Annotated in this window: 21 protein-coding genes, 1 pseudogene and 1 riboswitch; of the genes and pseudogenes, 12 read left to right on the top strand and 10 right to left on the bottom strand. The window is 51.5% G+C overall.

Annotated elements, in window-relative coordinates; genetic code table 11:
- Positions 1-24: 24 nt before the first annotated feature.
- Positions 25-813, bottom strand: coding sequence for a 4,5-DOPA dioxygenase extradiol (ygiD, locus tag D9736_RS06660; protein ID WP_205712922.1), 789 nt, complete (start codon positions 811-813; stop codon positions 25-27).
- Positions 814-955: 142 nt separating this feature from the next.
- Between ygiD and zupT the strand changes: the two genes are divergently transcribed.
- Positions 956-1,729 (top strand): zinc transporter ZupT, encoded by a 774-nt coding sequence (zupT, locus tag D9736_RS06655; RefSeq protein ID WP_014639308.1) that lies wholly within the window; start codon positions 956-958, stop codon positions 1,727-1,729.
- A gap of 55 nt (positions 1,730-1,784) precedes the next feature.
- Here zupT and yqiD read toward each other — a convergent pair whose 3' ends face one another.
- Positions 1,785-1,955 (bottom strand): protein YqiD, encoded by a 171-nt coding sequence (yqiD, locus tag D9736_RS23350; protein WP_165382779.1) that lies wholly within the window; start codon positions 1,953-1,955, stop codon positions 1,785-1,787.
- A gap of 263 nt (positions 1,956-2,218) precedes the next feature.
- The gene (ribB, locus tag D9736_RS06650; RefSeq protein ID WP_130257971.1) at positions 2,219-2,872 is read right to left on the bottom strand and encodes a 3,4-dihydroxy-2-butanone-4-phosphate synthase; all 654 of its coding nucleotides are present in this window, start codon (positions 2,870-2,872) and stop codon (positions 2,219-2,221) included.
- A 103-nt stretch (positions 2,873-2,975) separates the two neighbouring features.
- Positions 2,976-3,124, bottom strand: a riboswitch (FMN riboswitch).
- Positions 3,125-3,245: 121 nt separating this feature from the next.
- On the opposite strand from ribB, the gene ubiK reads away from it, so the two are divergent.
- Positions 3,246-3,545 (top strand): ubiquinone biosynthesis accessory factor UbiK, encoded by a 300-nt coding sequence (gene ubiK / locus D9736_RS06645; RefSeq protein ID WP_064529620.1) that lies wholly within the window; start codon positions 3,246-3,248, stop codon positions 3,543-3,545.
- A gap of 34 nt (positions 3,546-3,579) precedes the next feature.
- Here ubiK and glgS read toward each other — a convergent pair whose 3' ends face one another.
- Positions 3,580-3,780 carry a cell surface composition regulator GlgS gene (glgS, locus tag D9736_RS06640; protein ID WP_130210460.1) on the bottom strand — a complete coding sequence of 67 codons (201 nt, stop codon included), beginning with the start codon at positions 3,778-3,780 and terminating at the stop codon, positions 3,580-3,582.
- A 266-nt stretch (positions 3,781-4,046) separates the two neighbouring features.
- Here glgS and D9736_RS06635 point away from each other — a divergent pair.
- From D9736_RS06635 to ibsE, 5 genes and pseudogenes are all read left to right on the top strand, one after another.
- Positions 4,047-4,675 (top strand): annotated as a pseudogene (locus D9736_RS06635) (OB-fold-containig protein).
- A 26-nt stretch (positions 4,676-4,701) separates the two neighbouring features.
- Positions 4,702-6,363, top strand: a complete 1,662-nt coding sequence (locus D9736_RS06630) for a flotillin family protein (RefSeq protein WP_130257970.1) — start codon at positions 4,702-4,704, stop codon at positions 6,361-6,363.
- Positions 6,364-6,601: 238 nt separating this feature from the next.
- Positions 6,602-6,661, top strand: a complete 60-nt coding sequence (locus D9736_RS06625) for a type I toxin-antitoxin system Ibs family toxin (RefSeq protein ID WP_001387081.1) — start codon at positions 6,602-6,604, stop codon at positions 6,659-6,661.
- Between the two features lie 316 nt (positions 6,662-6,977).
- Entirely contained in the window at positions 6,978-7,037 is a 60-nt protein-coding gene (locus D9736_RS06620; RefSeq protein WP_100733770.1) for a type I toxin-antitoxin system Ibs family toxin, read from the top strand.
- 315 nt (positions 7,038-7,352) lie between these two features.
- Positions 7,353-7,412, top strand: coding sequence for a type I toxin-antitoxin system Ibs family toxin (gene ibsE, locus D9736_RS06615; protein ID WP_001387082.1), 60 nt, complete (start codon positions 7,353-7,355; stop codon positions 7,410-7,412).
- 119 nt (positions 7,413-7,531) lie between these two features.
- On the opposite strand, the gene hldE is transcribed toward ibsE, so the two are convergent.
- From hldE to ygiF, 3 genes are read right to left on the bottom strand one after another with little or no spacing between them, the layout of a single operon-like run.
- Complete coding sequence (gene hldE, locus D9736_RS06610) at positions 7,532-8,965, bottom strand: bifunctional D-glycero-beta-D-manno-heptose-7-phosphate kinase/D-glycero-beta-D-manno-heptose 1-phosphate adenylyltransferase HldE (RefSeq protein WP_130218220.1); 1,434 nt, start codon at positions 8,963-8,965, stop codon at positions 7,532-7,534.
- A 47-nt stretch (positions 8,966-9,012) separates the two neighbouring features.
- Positions 9,013-11,853, bottom strand: coding sequence for a bifunctional [glutamate--ammonia ligase]-adenylyl-L-tyrosine phosphorylase/[glutamate--ammonia-ligase] adenylyltransferase (glnE, locus tag D9736_RS06605; RefSeq protein WP_130218222.1), 2,841 nt, complete (start codon positions 11,851-11,853; stop codon positions 9,013-9,015).
- Positions 11,854-11,875: 22 nt separating this feature from the next.
- Entirely contained in the window at positions 11,876-13,177 is a 1,302-nt protein-coding gene (ygiF, locus tag D9736_RS06600; RefSeq protein ID WP_130257969.1) for an inorganic triphosphatase, read from the bottom strand.
- Positions 13,178-13,420: 243 nt separating this feature from the next.
- On the opposite strand from ygiF, the gene D9736_RS06595 reads away from it, so the two are divergent.
- Together D9736_RS06595 and cca are read left to right on the top strand one after the other, a co-directional pair.
- On the top strand, positions 13,421-14,041 hold the full coding sequence (locus tag D9736_RS06595) for a TIGR04211 family SH3 domain-containing protein (RefSeq protein WP_130210468.1): 621 nt from the start codon (positions 13,421-13,423) through the stop codon (positions 14,039-14,041).
- A gap of 63 nt (positions 14,042-14,104) precedes the next feature.
- On the top strand, positions 14,105-15,343 hold the full coding sequence (gene cca / locus D9736_RS06590; RefSeq protein WP_130257968.1) for a fused tRNA nucleotidyltransferase/2',3'-cyclic phosphodiesterase/2' nucleotidase/phosphatase Cca: 1,239 nt from the start codon (positions 14,105-14,107) through the stop codon (positions 15,341-15,343).
- A gap of 181 nt (positions 15,344-15,524) precedes the next feature.
- On the opposite strand, the gene bacA is transcribed toward cca, so the two are convergent.
- Together bacA and folB are read right to left on the bottom strand one after the other, a co-directional pair.
- Positions 15,525-16,346, bottom strand: coding sequence for an undecaprenyl-diphosphate phosphatase (gene bacA / locus D9736_RS06585; protein ID WP_130210446.1), 822 nt, complete (start codon positions 16,344-16,346; stop codon positions 15,525-15,527).
- Positions 16,347-16,436: 90 nt separating this feature from the next.
- On the bottom strand, positions 16,437-16,805 hold the full coding sequence (gene folB, locus D9736_RS06580; RefSeq protein ID WP_010347879.1) for a bifunctional dihydroneopterin aldolase/7,8-dihydroneopterin epimerase: 369 nt from the start codon (positions 16,803-16,805) through the stop codon (positions 16,437-16,439).
- Between the two features lie 104 nt (positions 16,806-16,909).
- On the opposite strand from folB, the gene plsY reads away from it, so the two are divergent.
- Positions 16,910-17,527, top strand: coding sequence for a glycerol-3-phosphate 1-O-acyltransferase PlsY (plsY, locus tag D9736_RS06575; RefSeq protein WP_130210442.1), 618 nt, complete (start codon positions 16,910-16,912; stop codon positions 17,525-17,527).
- A 12-nt stretch (positions 17,528-17,539) separates the two neighbouring features.
- Here plsY and ttdR read toward each other — a convergent pair whose 3' ends face one another.
- The gene (gene ttdR, locus D9736_RS06570) at positions 17,540-18,472 is read right to left on the bottom strand and encodes an L-tartrate utilization transcriptional activator TtdR (protein ID WP_130257967.1); all 933 of its coding nucleotides are present in this window, start codon (positions 18,470-18,472) and stop codon (positions 17,540-17,542) included.
- 206 nt (positions 18,473-18,678) lie between these two features.
- On the opposite strand from ttdR, the gene ttdA reads away from it, so the two are divergent.
- Positions 18,679-19,590, top strand: coding sequence for a L(+)-tartrate dehydratase subunit alpha (ttdA, locus tag D9736_RS06565; protein ID WP_130223898.1), 912 nt, complete (start codon positions 18,679-18,681; stop codon positions 19,588-19,590).
- Entirely contained in the window at positions 19,587-20,192 is a 606-nt protein-coding gene (gene ttdB, locus D9736_RS06560; RefSeq protein WP_000722957.1) for a L(+)-tartrate dehydratase subunit beta, read from the top strand. The genes ttdA and ttdB overlap by 4 nt, the downstream gene beginning before the upstream one ends.
- The last annotated feature ends 13 nt before the right edge of the window (positions 20,193-20,205 follow it).

The raw sequence follows: 20,205 nt of genomic DNA, 5'->3' as shown, positions 1-20,205 counted from the left end.
ATTGGCTTCGGTTTTCTTCATCTATTAACCTACCTGCACCGACAACATACTTAAGCTGCCCATTTCTATACCATCGACCGGAATGGTAATTGGCTCCTGACCATCCCATGCACCTAAAACATACAATAGCGGCAGGTAATGCTCCGGTGTTGGATTCGATAACGCGCCACCTTCATGGTCGAGATAATTCACCAGAGGATGCTGCTCCACTGGCCCTTGCCACGTCAGATTCGCTTTCACATACTCATTAAACGACGTCGCCCACGGATAGGGGGAACTATCGCCATGCCATTTCACCGTGCGCAGGTTATGCACCACGTTACCGCTGGCGACCAACATTATTCCTTCATCTCGCAGCGCTGCCAGTTTACGCCCCATCTCAAAGTGCCAGGCGGCGGGTTTGGTGCTATCAATACTTAACTGCACCATCGGGATATCCGCTTGCGGATACATCTTAATCAGCACCCCCCACGAGCCGTGGTCAAAGCCCCAGGCTTCTTTATCCAGTGTGACAGGCACTGGCGCTAGCAGCTCAACCAATCGCTGAGCCAAAGCCGGTGAGCCAGGAGCCGGATAATGGGTGTCGTACAGCGCCTGCGGAAAGCCGCCAAAGTCATGAATCGTTGGCGGCGTCTCCATCGCAGTCACTCCTGTACCACGGGTAAACCAGTGAGCCGAAACCACGACAATCGCTTTCGGACGTGGCAATGTCATCCCCAACTTCTGCCAGCTGCGGGTATACAAATTATCTTCCAGCACGTTCATCGGACTACCGTGACCTAAAAACAATGCTGGCATACGTGTTGAAGACATGATGATATCCTTAACTAAAGGTGTCATTTTGATATCCTCACAATACGCTTGTTCGGCGGAGTAAGAACCCGGATAACGATGATGATCATCATCAGTTATTTTGACGATCTGCCTGAAGGTGAAGATTTATAAGGAGTTGTCGATGTCAGTACCTCTCATTCTGACCATACTGGCGGGGGCAGCCACGTTTATTGGCGCGTTTCTCGGCGTTCTCGGGCAAAAACCCTCGAACCGACTGCTGGCATTTTCGCTAGGGTTTGCAGCGGGGATCATGTTGCTGATCTCATTGATGGAGATGCTCCCTGCCGCATTAGCCGCCGAAGGAATGTCCCCCGTTCTGGGCTACGGGATGTTTATCTTTGGTCTGCTGGGCTATTTTGGTCTGGACCGCATGTTGCCGCATGCGCATCCGCAGGATTTAATGCAAAAATCGGTGCAACCGTTGCCCAAATCGATCAAGCGCACTGCTATTCTGCTCACTCTTGGAATCAGTCTGCATAACTTCCCGGAAGGGATTGCCACTTTTGTTACGGCAAGCAGTAACCTGGAGCTGGGCTTTGGCATCTCACTGGCCGTGGCGTTGCACAATATTCCTGAAGGTCTGGCGGTTGCGGGGCCGGTTTACGCGGCAACGGGGTCGAAACGCACCGCAATTCTGTGGGCGGGGATTTCTGGGCTGGCGGAAATTCTCGGCGGCGTGCTGGCGTGGTTAATCCTTGGTAGCATGATTTCCCCGGTGGTCATGGCGGCAATCATGGCGGCGGTTGCAGGAATCATGGTGGCGCTCTCCGTGGACGAATTAATGCCGTTAGCCAAAGAGATTGATCCCAATAATAATCCCAGCTATGGCGTGCTGTGTGGGATGTCAGTAATGGGATTTAGTTTAGTGCTGTTACAAACGGCGGGAATTGGTTGAAAACAACTTCAGATGTTGTCCAGCATGGACAACATCTGCAGGCATCGCAGAAGCACTACTCCAGCTTTTCTGCGGTCTCTTCTCTCGCACTGTTTAAGTATTTGTTTCTCGCTTCAAGCAGTGCGTCTCTGTCCTGGCGAAACGCCCGACAATAACGTTTCAAATGCAGGAAATACCCCACCACAACCAGCGCAATCAATACAATCCAGTACCAGGAGATAAACATCCTTTTTACCCTTAATATTTAACAATACCAAACATTTAGCGCATAAATTTCACATATCCATTTTCGGATATATTTATATGGTCGCATAATATCGGAACATTTATATGATTTTGATCATAATGAAAAAGGTTGTCTGATATTAGTGAAATTTACTCATAGATAAAGCGGTGAAATTTACATTCAGCAGGGTAAGTGCAAAATAAAACCGAAGCCTTCTACGGCTTCGGTTTCTTTGATTATCGCGCCAGTTTTAGCAGTTATTTTCAGCTAGCTTTGCGCTCATGCGCCTGACGGTATGCAACCAGATCCTCAATAGTGACCAGCGCCATATTGTGTTTGTTGGCAAACTCGATGCACTCTGGCGCGCGGGCCATGGTGCCATCGTCATTAGTCAGTTCACACAGCACACCTGCAGGTTTAAAGCCTGCCAGCGTCATCAGATCAATAGTCGCTTCGGTATGACCGCCACGAGTCAGTACACCACCCGCCTGCGCGCGCAATGGGAAAACGTGGCCAGGGCGATTCAAGTCTGAAGGTTTAGCACCATCAGCAATCGCAGCGCGAACAGTCGTGATACGGTCAGCAGCAGAAACACCGGTAGTCACACCTTCAGCAGCTTCAATGGTCACGGTAAAACCAGTGCCATAGGCGCTGGTATTATTTTCGACCATCATTGGCAGATCGAGTTGTTTACGGCGTTCTTCGGTTATGCACAAGCAAACAATACCGCTACCGTGGCGAATGGTCAGAGCCATCTGCTCAACGGTCATGGTTTCTGCCGGGAAGATCATATCGCCTTCGTTTTCACGCTCTTCATCATCAAGCACCATCACACCGCGTCCTTCACGCAGCGCCGCCAGTGCATTTTCAACACGTTCGAAAGGCGTACCAAAAGAGGAAAGTAGCGTCTGATTCATGGTAAAAAAACCTCACTAAAATTATGGTTACCAGAATCAGGGCAGTCTTAGGAGTGGCGGCATATAGCCAAAATAACGTGAGCGGGTCCATGCCCGACAGAATCGTTACTCTCTCCCATCCGGACTCTAACCGTCGGCCCCGGAATTACACCGGATCTGCTGTCCTTTGAGTTTGCACCCAAAGCGCTCGCGGGCTTTCAACTGAGTTGATTTACCGCCGGTGGGGAATTTCGCCCCGCCCTGAGAATAAGCGAATTCACTATAACGCTAATGATTAGCGGCAGCAACGCATAGGTTCACATAATTCTGGTTTATGACTTACCCTTATCGCACTACAATGGCACTAAACACCTATCAGTACAGGGAAACTACAATGATTGACCCGAAAAAAATTGAGCAAATTGCTCGCCAGGTTCACGAATCAATGCCTAAAGGAATCAGGGAGTTCGGGGAAGATGTGGAGAAAAAAATCCGCCAAACCCTACAAGCACAGCTGACTCGCCTCGATTTGGTAAGCCGCGAAGAATTCGATGTGCAGACGCAGGTCCTGTTACGGACTCGTGAGAAACTGGCGTTACTGGAGCAGCGCATCAGTGAACTGGAAGCTCGTAGTAATCCGGCAGCAGAAGTTCAATCTCCTCCCGCCATCCCACCAGTTGATAAAGCAGAATAAAGCACCACAAAAACGGGCCTGACGGCCCGTAATATCAATGTTCTAGTTCCAGTTCTCTTGACTGTGTCATTTGCTGGCAATACCAGGCATAACGAGCGCAAAACCAGGTTCTGTGTTCTTCATCCATATTACCAGTGACGGCCAGAATATCGACCGGTCGACCTTCAGCATTCATTCTGGCAAAACTACGCGCCAGGAAATCGAAATTATTTAAAGAATTAAGACCATGATCCATAAGCACATCCTCCGGTTATCGCATACCTTTTAAGGCCATATGCTTTTTCTGATTTCAGTATTCCTTAATCAGTGTAGTGCCTTTAAACATAACGTGCGTAAATATATTGTTTTGGATCACACTTTTTATTGAAAATAATTACAACGTTAAAAGACTTTCCCTTTTAAAATTTCACTAACGCATGTTATTATTAGCAAAGATAAATGTAAGGAAGGAAATCATACCATAGTAAACAATGCGTCACTGAATGGACGATGGAGTGACTGATGATTTTATTTGCCGACTATAACACACCTTATCTTTTCGCTATTTCCTTTGTACTTTTGATCGGCCTGTTAGAAATTATTGCTATTGTCTGCGGTCACATGCTCTCCGGTGCTCTTGATGCACATCTTGATCATTACGATTCCATAACCACAGGTAATATTAGTCAGGCACTTCATTATCTTAATATTGGAAGGCTACCAGCCCTCGTCATCCTCTGCCTGTTAGCTGGTTTTTTTGGCCTTATCGGCATCGTTCTACAGCATGCCTGCGTGACGGTCTGGAAAGCTCCGCTCTCAACCTGTTGGTGGTTCCTGTTTGTTTACTGCTCACTGTTATTACAGTGCATTATATCGGCAAGGCGATCGCCCCCTGGATTCCTCGCGATCATAGTTCTGCTATTACAGAAGAAGAATATATTGGCTGCATGGCATTAATTACCGGTCATCAGGCAATATCTGGCAGACCCTGTGAAGGAAAACTTACCGATCAATTTGGTCAAATACACTATTTATTACTGGAACCTGAAGAAGGAAAAAACTTCACCAAAGGTGACAAGGTATTGATTATTTGCCGACTTTCTGCAACACGATATTTAGCAGAAAAAAATCCCTGGCCAAATATATTGTAAATATTTAATCAAAAGGAAATTTAATAATGGATGATATTGTTAACTTAGTACCGTCATGGATGTTTATGGCGATTGTTGCCGTATGTGTTCTGTTTATTATCGGTATTATTTTCGCGCGACTTTATCGTCGGGCATCTGCCGAGCAGGCATTTGTTCGTACCGGGTTAGGCGGGCAAAAAGTGGTAATGAGCGGCGGCGCAATCGTAATGCCGATCTTCCACGAAATCATTCCTATCAATATGAATACGCTCAAGCTGGAAGTCAGCCGTTCTACTATTGATAGCCTGATTACGAAAGATCGTATGCGTGTTGATGTTGTAGTGGCTTTCTTTGTACGGGTAAAACCGTCAGTAGAAGGCATCGCCACTGCGGCCCAGACGTTGGGGCAACGCACGCTATCACCAGAAGATTTACGTATGCTGGTCGAGGATAAATTCGTCGATGCCCTACGCGCCACCGCTGCGCAAATGACCATGCATGAGTTACAGGATACCCGCGAGAACTTCGTGCAGGGTGTACAAAATACCGTGGCAGAAGACTTGTCGAAAAACGGGCTGGAACTGGAAAGTGTTTCACTCACAAACTTTAACCAGACTTCGAAAGAGCATTTTAACCCGAACAACGCTTTTGACGCCGAAGGTTTGACCAAACTAACCCAGGAGACGGAACGCCGTCGTCGCGAGCGTAACGAAGTTGAACAGGATGTAGAAGTTGCGGTGCGTGAGAAAAATCGAGACGCTCTTTCGCGGAAGCTGGAGATTGAACAGCAAGAAGCGTTTATGACGCTTGAGCAGGAGCAGCAGGTTAAAACCCGTACCGCTGAACAAAATGCGAAAATTGCGGCTTTTGAAGCTGAACGTCGTCGTGAAGCAGAGCAGACGCGAATTCTGGCTGAACGACAGATTCAGGAGACGGAAATCGACCGCGAACAGGCCGTCCGCTCAAGAAAGGTTGAGGCTGAACGTGAAGTTCGCATTAAAGAGATCGAACAGCAGCAGGTCACCGAAATCGCCAACCAGACGAAATCAATCGCCATTGCGGCAAAATCAGAGCAACAATCCCAAGCAGAAGCGCGTGCCAACCTCGCACTTGCAGAAGCGGTAAGTGCGCAACAAAACGTAGAAACCACTCGCCAGACAGCCGAAGCCGATCGTGCCAAGCAGGTGGCGCTGATTGCCGCAGCGCAAGACGCAGAAACCAAAGCGGTCGAACTGACCGTGCGGGCGAAAGCAGAGAAAGAAGCCGCAGAGATGCAGGCGGCAGCGATCGTTGAGTTAGCCGAAGCTACGCGTAAAAAAGGCCTGGCGGAAGCAGAAGCGCAACGTGCGCTGAACGACGCTATCAACGTACTTTCTGATGAACAAACCAGCCTTAAATTCAAACTGGCGCTACTACAGTCGTTACCTGCGGTAATAGAGAAATCCGTTGAACCGATGAAGTCTATCGACGGCATCAAGATTATTCAGGTCGATGGATTGAACCGTGGTGGCGCTGCGGGGGATGCGGCATCAGGCAGCGTTGGTGGCAGAAATCTGGCGGAACAGGCATTGTCTGCCGCCCTTTCTTACCGCACACAGGCACCGCTGATTGACTCCTTGCTCAATGAAATTGGCGTTTCAGGCGGCTCGCTGGCGGCATTGACTTCACCCTTAACCTCAACAACTCCCGTCGCAGAAAACGTAGAATAAATATTCATCTATGAATATCCCTGGCCCAAAAAGCCGGGGATTTTTTATATCTGCATTCCGGTAAAAAGTGCAAATGATCAGGTTGTTACAGCGTTTTGCGAGTCGACTCGGGGAAGAGAAAACTGCATCAGGGAAAGCGTTGCGCGGGGTCAGGCGCTAATCAACAATCGGGGAGCCAGCAAGGGGCTGAAACGGGAAAGCCCCTCCCGAGGAAGGGGCCTTACAGAAGGAAAGGGTTATGATGAAGCTTGTCATCATACTGATTGTGTTGTTACTCGTAAGTTTCGCAGCTTATTAACAGCCAATCAGAGGGGGGAGAAATCCTCCCTCACCCTTATTCCTTTACTCTAGGTTGAAAAAACAACAGCGTCAAGAAGGTTTCATTAACGCATATCCCTGGCCCAAAAAGCTGGGGATTTTTTATATCTGCGTTCCACTAAAAAGTGCAAATAATCAGTTTGTTACAGCGTTTTACGTGACCGCTCGGGGAAGAGAAATCTGTATCAGGGAAAGCGTTGCGCGGGGTCCGGCGCTCATCAACAATCGGGGAGTCAGCAAGGGGCTGAAACGGGAAAGCCCCTCCCGAAGAAGGGGCCTTACAGAAGGAAAGGGTTATGATGAAGTTCGTCATCATACTGATTGTGTTGTTACTGATAAGTTTCCACGCTTACTAACAGCCAATCAGAGGGGGGAGAAATCCTCCCTCACCCTTGTTCCTTTACTTTAGGTTGAAAAAAAATCAGCGTCAAGAAGGTTTCATTAACGCATATCCCTGGCCCAAAAGCCGGGGATTTTTTATATCTGCATTCCGCTAAAAAGTGCAAATGATCAGGCTGTTGCAGCGTTTTGCGAGTCGACTCGGGGAAGAGAAAACTGCATCAGGGAAAGCGTTGCGCGGGGTCAGGCGCTCATCAACAATCGGGAAGTCAGTAAGGGGCTGAAACGGGAAAGCCCCTCCCGAAGAAGGGGCCTTATAGAAGGAAAGGGTTATGATGAAGTTCGTCATCATACTGGTTGTGTTGTTACTGCTAAGCTTCCCAACTTACTAACAACTGATCAGAGGGGGGAGAAATCCTCCCTTACCCTTGTTCCTTTACTCTAGGTTGAAAAAACAACAGCGTCAATAGGTCTACCTGACACGAAGCGAGATCTGTGAACCGCTTTCCGGTTAGCCTTTTTTATCCTGTTGGATCTTCTTGATGATGTTAGTGGTCGAGCAACCGTCTTCAAAGTTGAGCACCAGCACTTCGCCGCCGTTGGCCCAGACTTCTTTACTCCCGGCAATTTCTTCTGGTTTATAGTCGCCTCCTTTTACCAGCAGATCTGGCAGGATCCCGGCGATCAGGCGCTGCGGCGTGTCCTCTTCAAACGACACCACCCAGTCGACCGCTTCCAGTGCGCCCAGCACAATCATACGCTGTTCGAGCGGGTTAACCGGGCGAGAATCCCCTTTCAGGCGTTTGGTGGAGGCATCGCTGTTCACGGCGACAATCAAGCGGTCACCCAGCTTGCGGGCATTTGCCAGATAAGAGACATGCCCGGCGTGGAGAATGTCGAAGACGCCGTTGGTCATCACTACTTTTTCGCCACGTTTACGCGCCGCCGCTACAGCCAGCTTCAGCTCATCTTCGGTCATCACGCCAAAACCGGTATCTGCACGTCCACGTACTGCGTTTTCCAGCTCGATCGGCGAAACCGTGGATGTCCCCAGTTTGCCGACCACCACACCAGCCGCCGCATTGGCAAAGAAGCAGGCTTCTTCCAGCGAATTACCAGCCGCCAGCGTTGCCGCAAGCACGCCAATCACCGTGTCGCCTGCACCGGTAACGTCATAGACTTCTTGCGCCTGAGTTGGCATATGCAGCGGCTCTTTACCTGGTTGCAGCAGCGTCATCCCCTGCTCGGAACGGGTTACCAGCAGCGCAGAGAGTTCGTAGTCGGCAATCAGTTTCATGCCGCGTTCAACAATCTCTTCTTCGGTTTTACATTTACCAACAACAGCTTCAAATTCCGAGAGATTAGGCGTTAACAGCGTAGCGCCGCGGTAGCGTTCAAAATCGGTGCCTTTTGGATCAATCAGCACCGGAACGCCCGCTTTACGCGCCAGTTGGATCATCTGCTGTACGCTTGCCAACGCACCTTTCGCATAGTCAGAAAGCACCAGCGCGCCAATCGTACCGAGAGCCTGATTAATCCGCTCATGCAGCGGCTGCGGATCAACACCTTCGAAACCTTCTTCGAAATCCAGGCGGATCAACTGTTGGTTACGAGAAAGCACCCGCAGTTTGGTGATGGTCGGATGCGTCGGCACAGAAACGAAGTCGCATTTTACGTTCACGTCCGCCAGCGATTTACTGAGCGCGCGCGCCGCATCATCAATACCTGTCAGCCCCACCAGGCGTGCGTTTGCACCGAGAGAAGCGATGTTCATCGCCACGTTGGCCGCGCCGCCCGGACGTTCTTCGATGGTATTCACTTTAACCACGGGTACTGGCGCTTCCGGCGAGATACGGCTGGTGGGACCGTACCAGTAACGATCCAGCATTACATCACCAACCACCATCACTCCTGCACGTTCAAACTCTGGCAGCGTTACTTTCATTCCTGTCTCCTGAGAGATTCAAAATTTGCGCGCGATAATACCATATTTCATTCCTCCACCAGCCACTTCTGCCAGCTTGCCCGCACCAGTTCACGCTCTGCGGTAAAGTAATCCTCCGGCACATGGCCCGGCAACTCTTGTAATGCCAGATGATGAAGTTCATCGCGCAGCGTAGTGTAAGCACGGCTCAGCGCCATCGCTTCCTGCTCTTCCATAATGTCGTTTTGCGCCAGTAGTTCCAGAATGCGCACGTTGTCTGACCAGCGCGTTAACTTCGGTTTTTCATGGGCGTAGCGCAACACCAGATATTGGGTAATAAATTCGATATCGGTAATTCCGCCTTCATCGGCTTTGATATCAAAGCGATCGCGATGTTTATTGCCGAGATGGGCGCGCATTTTCTCGCGCATTTCCCGCACTTCTGTCTGTAAAGTTTTGCCTTCACGCGGCAACGTCATAATCTCCCGGCGTACTGCGTCAAATTGAGCGGTCAATTGTGGATCACCATATACCACGCGAGCACGTACCAGCGCCTGATGTTCCCACGTCCAGGCCTCGTTTCTCTGATAATCGGCAAACGCTTCTGCGGAAGTCACCAGCATTCCCGCCGCCCCGGACGGGCGTAGCCGTGCATCCACTTCGTACAAAATACCGGAAGACGTGCGCGTGCTGAACAAGTGCATAATGCGTTGCGCCAGACGCAGGTAAAACTGCCGGCCGTCGATTTCCCGCTCGCCGTCCGTCATTACATCCATCGGGCAATCATGGAGGAAGATCAGGTCAAGATCAGAACTATATCCCAGCTCCCAACCGCCCAGCTTACCGTAGCCAACCACCGCAAAGCCGCGACCTTCACGTTCGTTCAGGTGGGTCGGTTTTCCGTAACGGGCGACCATTTGAACCCACGCCTGCTGAACGACGGCATCTATCATAGCTTCTGCCAACCAGGTTAAGTGATCGCTCACTTTCATTACTGGCAGCGTACCGGCAATATCCGCTGCGGCGATGCGTAACAGTTGCGCCTGTTTAAACTGACGCAGCGCCTCAAGTTGTTGTTCTTCGTCATCTTCTGGCACGCGCAGTAAATACTGGCGCAATTCGTCACGATAGGCATCCGTCGCTGTCGGCTGGTAGAGGGTGTTCGGATCGAGCAGTTCATCCAGCAATAATGGATAACGCGCCAGTTGACTGGCAATCATCGGCGATGCAGCACACAGAGAAATCAAATGCTTAAGCGCCGCGGGGAATTCACTGAGCAATTCTAAATAGGTGGTGCGGGTAACAATCCCCACCAGCAAGGCGGTAATGCGCGACAGCGTGACAGCAGCGTCTTCACGCGCGCATACGTCACTTAACAAATGCGGCATGAGATGGTCGAGCACCTGACGTCCGCGCGGCCCAATAGTGCGCTTATCCAGCTCTTTGCGGAAATCGGCAATCAGCGTCAGCACCTGTTTGCGATCATCTTCTCTAAGATGCGCCAGCACTGGCGTGGTGTCATCTTCCTGCAATGCATCCTGCCACAGCTCACGCCACTGCTCCGATAGAGTCTCTTCCAGGGTTTCGCTTTCGTCGTCACCAATCAGATCGTTAAATACCCGACGCACATTAGCCATATGTCCGCCCAGCGCTCCGGTCAGTTGCTGCCAGTCAGCAAAGTCCATCGCCCACGCCAGCCGCGCACGGTTAAGCTCATCAGAAGGAAGCGTCTGGGTTTGTTCGTCATTAATGCTTTGCAGCAGGTTTTCCAGGCGCCGCAGGAACAGATATGCCACTCGCAATTGTTCGGCATCATTCTCAGAGAGCAGATGCAATGCCGCAATGGCGCTGAGCGTTGGCAGTAAAGAGCGCGATTGCAGCGACGGTTCGCGCCCGCCGCGAATAAGCTGGAACACCTGGACGATAAATTCAATTTCGCGAATACCGCCCGCGCCCAGTTTGATGTTGTCAGTGAGGCCACGGCGACGCACTTCACGGGCAATCATCCCTTTCATGTTGCGCAGAGACTGAATCACACTGAAATCGATGTAACGACGAAAAACAAACGGGCGCAGCATCGAACGCAATTCGTTAGCATAAACGCCGTCGCTATCGCCCATAATCCGCGCCTTGACCATCGCGTAACGCTCCCAGTCACGCCCCTGCTCCTGGTAATAATCTTCCAGCGCTGCAAAGCTCAGCACCAGCGGGCCACTTTCGCCAAACGGACGCAGCCGCATATCTACGCGATAGACAAAGCCATCTTGCGTTGGTTGATCCAGCACTTTAATCAACCGCTGCCCCATGCGGGTAAAGAACTGAGCGTTGTCCAGTTCCCGGCGTCCGCCCTGCGTACAACCATGTTCAGGCCAGGCAAAAATCAGATCGATATCTGAGGAGAAATTCAGTTCCCCTCCACCCAGCTTACCCATGCCTAAAATCAGCAGCGGTTGCGCTTCGCCCTGCGCATTGCACGGCGTTCCCCACTCGCGGCAGCATGCGTCATACAACCAGTCACGCGCCGCAACAATCAGCGTCTCCGCCAGATGGCTGAGCTGCTGCAATATGCTCTCTTCAGTAACCAGCGCCAGCGTTTGCGCCCAGGCGATACGTACCATAATGCGCCGCCGGAACAGCCGCAGTTCACGCATTAACCCAGCCTCGTCACTCACGTTACTGAGCGCCTCCTGTAACCACTCGCCGTAATACTGCCATTCATCGGCTTGTGGCGGCTCGCTTTCCAGCTCCGTCAGCCACTCTGGATGCGCAATTACGCTATCCTGCACAAAATCACTAAAAGTAAGTACTGACTTCGCCTGTGCGCTAAGTAATTCCTCGGCTAAAGGCGCTGGCAGCCGCTCAACAACGGTCTGCCAGTACTGCTGTAACGGTGAAGAGAGCGGCTTCATAAGCGATTTTATCCTTGCCTGATTAACGTTTTCCGCTATGCAACCAGAACGGTTCCTGATTGTTTGCCTCATTACGGAAATGTTCAATTTCAATGCGTTGCCCGGTCGCAATAGCGTGACGCAGCCCCTGCCAGTTCTCCAGCCAGGCTTGCGCGACGACAGGATCGTAGTAACCCGCCAGCAACAGTATTGAGTCAATGTCACGTGTCAGGCGTGGCAACTGGTCACGGTAGCGATCGCCCAGCGGCTGGCAAAAAACGCTTTTCAGTTCAGCAGCATGGCGGGAAAGATGGATATCGGCAAAGCGTTTGAAGGAATCGCTGATTTTGCCCTGCGCTTTGGCATCTAAAAACGGCTGCCAGGCTTTGCTAACCAGCCATTCGGTCAACGCCAGTTTCGCCATTGCCGTTTCGGTAGAATAGACCGCCGTCACGGCAGAAACCGCAGAAGCAATGGTCGCCTCGCATTGAGTCAGCAGATCACGTAAGTGAGTGCTCGCTTTACGCGGCACGATACCGCCGAACAGCATCAGAGTATGGCGAACCAGGCCGATTGCTGCCAGCACCTGCTCTTTTGCCGCCTCGTTGCCGCGTATCCACAACTCTTCATGGTACTGCCATTGTGCTAACGCCAGCTCGAGCGCCGCTTCCAGCCCCTGTTCCACATCGGCTTTTGCCGCAACATGCAAAATGGTGGTGGGTTTGATTTCACGCGCGGGATTTCCCTGCGCCAGATGATAGCCACGCGCCGCCTTGCTCAGGCTGCCCTGGCGTAAACCAGTTTGCGATGCCAGTTGGTTTGCCAGTTTCAGCACCGCGCGCGTTTCGCCGCTAAGTAGTTCCAGTTCCAGCTCGCAGATAGGTTCAGCAAATTCTCCGGCTTTCACCTCACCCTGATCGAGAGCGATTTCAATTCGGCTGCCATCAATCTCCACCAGCCATTTTTCGCGATAAAAATCGGTGCTGAACAGCGGTTGTACGCGGGAAGCGAGATCGGCAGGTAACTCGCCGTTCGGCCAGACTTCCGTCGGCAACTGCGCCAGGTCGAGCGTCGGTTCGCTCAACGCCACGTTATATTCCGGGCGCTGGTGTAAACCGCCAGTCACTCGCCCGGCGACTTTCATCGTCATTTCATAGCGACCATTTTCGCCACGAATACGCAAGCCCATATCGTGCCCACGCAGCCAGTTATCCGGCGTTTCGTAGTAAATATTCAGCAACTGCACGGGGTCATGGTGCTCGCCGCCCAGCGTATTGAGATGGTCACGCAACGCCTCAACGGCACTGTGATTAACAATAAACTTTAATTCGATTTCCTGAGCCATGGCCTTTACTTATCCGGTTATGTCACATTAGTGACGATGAACGGCGAACTTAATGCGATCTTTTTTGTCAGTAGATAGTATTTTGCGCCAAATTGCCATGCAACGGGCAATTTGACGGGCGTAAAAGATTGAAGCTGTGGCAAGACCTGACACAGAGGATTCCGATTGATAGCGAATGCTTTGCGTAGCGACACTGATGCCACTACTATCGTTCCACTTTTCCCAGACAATAACGACAGCCTGATGCCAAAATTACGCCTGATCGGATTAACTATACTTGCACTTAGCGCCACTGCCGTCTCGCACGCCGAAGAAAAGCGCTATGTTTCTGACGAACTGAACACCTGGGTCCGCAGCGGTCCGGGGGATAATTATCGCCTCGTGGGCACAGTTAACGCGGGCGAGGAAGTAACCTTATTACAAACTGACGCCAACACCAATTATGCCCAGGTGAAAGACAGCTCCGGCCGTACCGCCTGGATCCCGTTAAAAGAACTTAATACCGAGCCAAGCCTGCGCACTCGTGTACCGGTGCTGGAAAATCAGGTCAAAACGCTGACCGATAAGCTCACCAATATTGATAACACCTGGAATCAGCGCACTGCTGAAATGCAGCAAAAAGTGGCGCAAAGTGACAGCGTGATCAACGGGTTAAAAGAAGAAAATCAGAAGCTGAAAAACGAGCTGATTGTCGCCCAGAAAAAGGTCGATGCCGCCAGCGTGCAGTTAGATGACAAACAGCGCACCATCATCATGCAATGGTTTATGTATGGCGGCGGTGTACTGGGTCTTGGCTTGCTGCTCGGACTGGTATTACCGCACCTGATCCCAACGCGCAAACGCAAAGATCGCTGGATGAACTAAATCGCCTTCTTCGTTGCACTGTCTTATTATTAGGAATTGTGTATTTGACGAAGGGAAGATGGCGTGAAGATTTATCTGGTCGGTGGTGCGGTACGGGATGCATTGTTAGGGCTACCGGTCAAAGACAGAGATTGGGTGGTGGTCGGCAGTACGCCACAGGAGATGCTCGACGCGGGCTACCAACAGGTAGGCCGCGATTTTCCTGTTTTTCTGCATCCGCAAACGCATGAAGAGTATGCGCTGGCACGTACCGAACGGAAATCCGGCTCCGGTTACACCGGTTTTACCTGCTATGCCGCACCGGATGTCACGCTGGAAGATGATCTTAAGCGTCGCGATCTGACCATTAATGCGCTGGCCCAGGACAATGACGGCGAGATTATCGACCCGTACAACGGTCTGGGCGATCTGCAAAATCGTCTGTTACGCCATGTTTCCCCCGCTTTTGGCGAGGATCCGCTACGCGTGCTGCGCGTGGCGCGTTTTGCTGCGCGTTATGCCCACCTCGGTTTTCGTATTGCTGATGAAACCCTGGCGCTGATGCGCGAGATGACCCACGCGGGCGAACTGGAACATCTTACGCCTGAACGGGTGTGGAAAGAGACGGAAAGCGCCCTCACCACCCGCAATCCACAAGTGTTCTTCCAGGTGCTGCGCGATTGCGGCGCACTGCGCGTTTTATTCCCGGAAATTGACGCCCTGTTCGGCGTTCCGGCCCCCGCCAAATGGCATCCGGAAATCGACACCGGGATTCATACCTTAATGACGCTCTCCATGGCGGCGATGCTAAGTCCGCAGGTCGATGTCCGTTTCGCGACGTTATGCCACGATCTCGGTAAAGGACTGACGCCGCCAGAGCTTTGGCCACGTCATCATGGACATGGCCCGGCAGGTGTTAAGTTGGTGGAACAACTATGCCAGCGTCTGCGCGTGCCAAATGAAATTCGCGATTTAGCCAAACTGGTGGCGGAGTTTCACGATCTCATTCACACCTTCCCGATGCTGAACCCGAAAACCATCGTTAAATTATTTGATTCCATTGATGCCTGGCGTAAACCGCAGCGTGTTGAGCAACTGGCGCTGACCAGCGAAGCTGACGTGCGCGGCAGAACCGGTTTTGAATCGGCGGACTACCCGCAAGGCCGCTGGTTGCGCGAAGCCTGGGAAGTGGCACAGTCAGTGCCGACAAAAGCCGTCGTTGAAGCAGGATTTAAAGGTGTAGAGATTCGCGAAGAGCTGACTCGCCGCCGGATTGCAGCGGTAGCTTGCTGGAAGGAACAACGTTGCCCAAAGCCTGAGTGAGTGTTGGGCATTTTGCCGGATGCGACGTGAACGCCTTATCCGGCTACATGTCAACGACGGTTGTAGGCCTGATAAGACGCGCGAGCGTCGCATCAGGCGTTGATTGCCGGATGCGGCGTGAACGCCTTATCCGGCCTACGCAATCGTGGACAATTCCAGGCATCCGACACTATTCTTCACATCAAAAGAACACGACGTACACCGCAGCCGCCACAATAAAGCGATAAATGGCGAATGGGATAAACGAAATCCGCTTAATCAATTGCAGGAAGGTTTTAATCGCTATCAGCGCCACTACGAAGGCAGTGATAAACCCAACGGCAAACATCGGGATATCGCCGGTTGTCAGGAAGCCCCAGCTTTTGTAGAGATCAAGCGCCGTTGCGCCCATCATCATCGGCACCGCCAGCAGGAACGAGAACTCAGAAGCCGCGTAACGGCTCACCCCCATCAGCATCCCACCTGAAATGGTCGCCCCGGAGCGAGAGAATCCTGGCCACAGCGCCAGACACTGGAAGCAGCCAATCATAAACGCCTGGCGATAGGTCATATCATCCAGACCCGGCGCACGCGGCTCTTTCGGCTTCAGACATTCGGCGGCAATCAGCAACAAACCGCCGACAACCAGCGCATACATGACATTTATCGGGTTAAACAATGATTTAATCATGTCGTGGAACAACAGTCCCAGCACCACCGCAGGGATCATCCCCAGCAAAATGTGGATCAGCGTTAAACGACCTTTGCTTTCTCCTTCGTGCTGCAACGGGCGTCCAAAGTGAATGCCAATCAGACCAAACAGACGCCGCCAGAACATGACAACCACTGCCAGAATTGATCCAAGCTGGATCACGACTTCAAAGGTTTTCGCCGTGTCGCCCTCAAACCCCAACAAGTGACCGACAATAATCATATGGCCCGTGCTGGATACCGGCAGAAATTCTGTCAATCCTTCGACCACACCCAATATTGCCGCTATCAGCAGCGAGTGCATATCGCTCATCAATAAACCCCTAAATTATTAAAATGTACCGCTTGTCCGAACTACTGCAGTATGACCAAGTTATAACCGTTTGGTTTAACAGCTGTAAAATTAATTATTTTCTTTCAGATTATTGCCACGCTCAATGATTACGCCAACATTCGCCGCCCGCGCCACTGCGCCTGGCTTGCTAAGTTTGATGCGCACCCACGGCGAATTAAAGCGAGTTAACAGCAGTTCCGCCACTTCTTCCGCCACGCGTTCCACCAGTGCAAAACGCGCCCCCTCGACGTGGCTGACCACCGTTTCTGCAATGTCAGCGTAACTGAGGCAATCCGCCACATCATCACTTTTCGCCGCTTTACGGTTATCCCACGCCATTTCGATATCGAACACTAACTTCTGTTCGATGGTCTGTTCCCAGTCGTAAACACCAATAGTGGTGATTACCGAAAGTTGCTCTATAAATACAATATCCATCACGTCCTGCCTGCTTTTTGGCTAACCGGATACCACTTCCGGCGAAATGTGCGTATTATCCACAGATTCATCGTTGAACACGAATTTTCAAAACGGAACAGCTTATGAGTGCAATCGCGCCTGGAATGATCCTCATCGCGTACCTCTGCGGCTCCATTTCCAGTGCCATTCTGGTTTGCCGCCTTTGTGGCTTGCCCGACCCGCGAACCAGCGGCTCCGGTAATCCTGGCGCGACCAACGTTTTACGCATGGGTGGTAAAGGAGCAGCCGTAGCAGTGCTGATCTTTGACGTCCTAAAAGGTATGTTGCCTGTCTGGGGAGCATATGAATTAGGCGTAAGCCCATTTTGGCTGGGATTAATTGCGATTGCCGCCTGTCTTGGACACATCTGGCCCGTTTTCTTCGGTTTTAAAGGGGGAAAAGGCGTTGCCACCGCTTTTGGCGCTATTGCTCCGATCGGCTGGGATTTAACGGGCGTGATGGCGGGGACCTGGCTACTTACCGTGCTATTGAGTGGATATTCGTCGCTGGGGGCGATTGTCAGCGCGCTGATTGCTCCGTTTTATGTCTGGTGGTTCAAGCCACAATTCACCTTCCCGGTTTCGATGCTCTCTTGCCTGATCCTGCTGCGTCATCATGACAACATCCAGCGTCTGTGGCGTCACCAGGAGACAAAAATCTGGACGAAATTTAAAAGAAAGCGCGAAAAGGATCCCGAGTGATTTCTCGCGAGTCTACATAACCTGATAGCCTTCGTCGGGCTTGCCCAGCCGTTGCTGGCACCATGCCGCCAGAAATTCCACGCAGACACGTAATTTCATGCTGCGATAGAGCGGCTCCCGGTAAACAGCCCAGATATTGGCGCTTTGCGCATACTCCGGCAATACTCGCACCAGTTTACCACTCTCCAGAAACGGCAACACATCCCACTCGGAACGCAGCATAATCCCTTTGCCCTCCAGCGCCCATTGCAGCACAATCTCGCCGCTGTTGGAGGAAAGATGCCCACTAACCTTCACCGATTTTTTCTCCTGACCGTTCCCCAACTCCCATATTCCATGGGTCATATCGCGCTCTTTGGTCACCAGACAGTCATGACGACTTAATTCCTGTAAGGATTGTGGCTGCGGATATTTTTGCAGATACTCAGGTGCGGCGCATAATATTCTTTTATTTTTCGTTAACAGATGCGCGATATAATAATCAGGAATTTCGTCATTAATACGAATATCCAGATCAATATTATCCTGCACTAAATCAATTTGCCGATCGAACAATTCAAAATGCACCTGTAATTCAGGGTAATTGCGCATCAGTTCGGTAATGGCTGGCGCAATATAACTGCGCCCAAAGCCAAAGCTGCAACCAATACGAATCATCCCCTCCGGGCGCGTTTTGATTTGCGTGACGTCATCGACCAGTCGCTGATATTGGGTGAGGATTTCCAGCGCATGTTCGTAACAACGTTGGCCACTTTCAGTCAGCGCCACGCCGCGAGCAGAGCGGTTCAGCAGTGTGGTTGCCAACGTATTTTCAAGGATTTGGATCCGCTTGGTGACAAATGCAGGCGTTTGCCTAAGCGTTGCCGCTGCGGCGCTAAAACTCCCGCTATGGACGATTTCCACCAGTACCTGCAAGTCTTTGGCTAAAGGCCAGCTATTTAGCATTGTTAAATATCCGCAGTTTTGATAAACGCAGTGTATTTCGCAAAACATTGCCATTCCCTGCTCTGGCGCAATATTCGTTCTTATTTTCGTGTTGATTAACGAACTGTTAATTACATATTCACGGCGGCAAAAAATATAAAACCACATTTTTAGTGGTAGTTTGTGGCGGTGAATTTTTCCAGACAAATACATAAACTGGAGTTGCCATGATGAGCGAATGTAATAAGCAACAGGCAGTGAAAAAGTTGACGGATATTGTCGCTAACTTTACCGCCATGATTTCTACCCGAATGCCCGATGACGTGGTGGACAAACTAAAACAGCTAAAGGATGCCGAAACGTCGTCGATGGGAAAAATCATCTACCACACGATGTTCGACAACATGCAAAAAGCGATCGACCTGAATCGTCCTGCCTGTCAGGACACCGGGGAGATTATGTTCTTCGTTAAAGTCGGTTCCCGCTTCCCGCTGCTTGGCGAGCTGCAAAGCATTCTTAAGCAAGCTGTGGAAGAAGCAACCGTCAAAGCGCCACTGCGTCACAACGCGGTGGAAATTTTTGACGAAGTGAACACCGGCAAAAATACCGGCAGCGGCGTACCGTGGGTTACCTGGGACATCATTCCCGACGGCGACGATGCGGAAATCGAAGTTTACATGGCAGGCGGCGGCTGCACACTGCCTGGCCGCTCGAAAGTGTTAATGCCGTCAGAAGGCTACGAAGGCGTGGTGAAATTCGTCTTCGAAAATATCTCCACCCTCGCCGTAAACGCCTGTCCACCGGTACTGGTGGGCGTGGGCATCGCCACCTCGGTGGAAACCGCCGCAGTGCTCTCGCGTAAAGCCATTTTGCGCCCTATTGGCAGCCGCCATCCCAATCCAAAAGCGGCAGAGCTGGAGCTACGCCTGGAGGAAGGACTCAACCGTCTGGGGATTGGTCCACAGGGGCTGACTGGCAACAGTTCAGTGATGGGCGTACATATCGAATCTGCCGCCCGCCATCCGTCAACCATCGGCGTTGCTGTCTCTACAGGCTGCTGGGCGCATCGTCGCGGCACGCTGCTGGTTCATGCCGATCTCTCCTTTGAAAATCTGTCTCACACCCGGAGCGCGTTATGAAAAAGATCCTGACAACCCCGATCAAAGCTGAAGATCTGCAAGATATTCGCGTCGGCGATGTGATCTACCTGACCGGTACGCTGGTGACCTGCCGTGACGTTTGTCACCGCCGATTGATCGAACTGAAACGTCCGATCCCTTACGATCTCAACGGCAAAGCGATTTTCCACGCTGGCCCCATCGTGCGCAAAAACGGCGACAAATGGGAGATGGTTTCCGTCGGTCCGACAACCAGTATGCGTATGGAAAGTTTTGAACGTGAATTTATAGAGCAGACCGGCGTGAAACTGGTGGTCGGCAAAGGCGGAATGGGGCCGCTGACCGAAGAAGGCTGTCAGAAATTCAAGGCGTTACATGTGATTTTCCCTGCTGGCTGCGCGGTACTGGCGGCAACCCAGGTGGAAGAGATTGAAGAAGTGCACTGGACAGAACTCGGGATGCCGGAGTCGCTGTGGGTCTGCCGGGTCAAAGAGTTCGGCCCGCTGATTGTCTCTATTGATACCCACGGCAACAACCTGATAGCCGAAAACAAAAAGCTGTTCGCCGAACGCCGCGATCCCATCGTGGAAGAGATCTGCGAGCACGTCCATTACATCAAATAACCCTCCCGGAGAG

The sequence above is a fragment of the Escherichia sp. E10V10 genome, assembly GCF_004211985.1.
In the GTDB taxonomy this organism is placed as follows: domain Bacteria; phylum Pseudomonadota; class Gammaproteobacteria; order Enterobacterales; family Enterobacteriaceae; genus Escherichia.
Note: the sequence above shows the minus strand (reverse complement) of the source record. Positions and strands in the feature narration are given on the sequence as shown.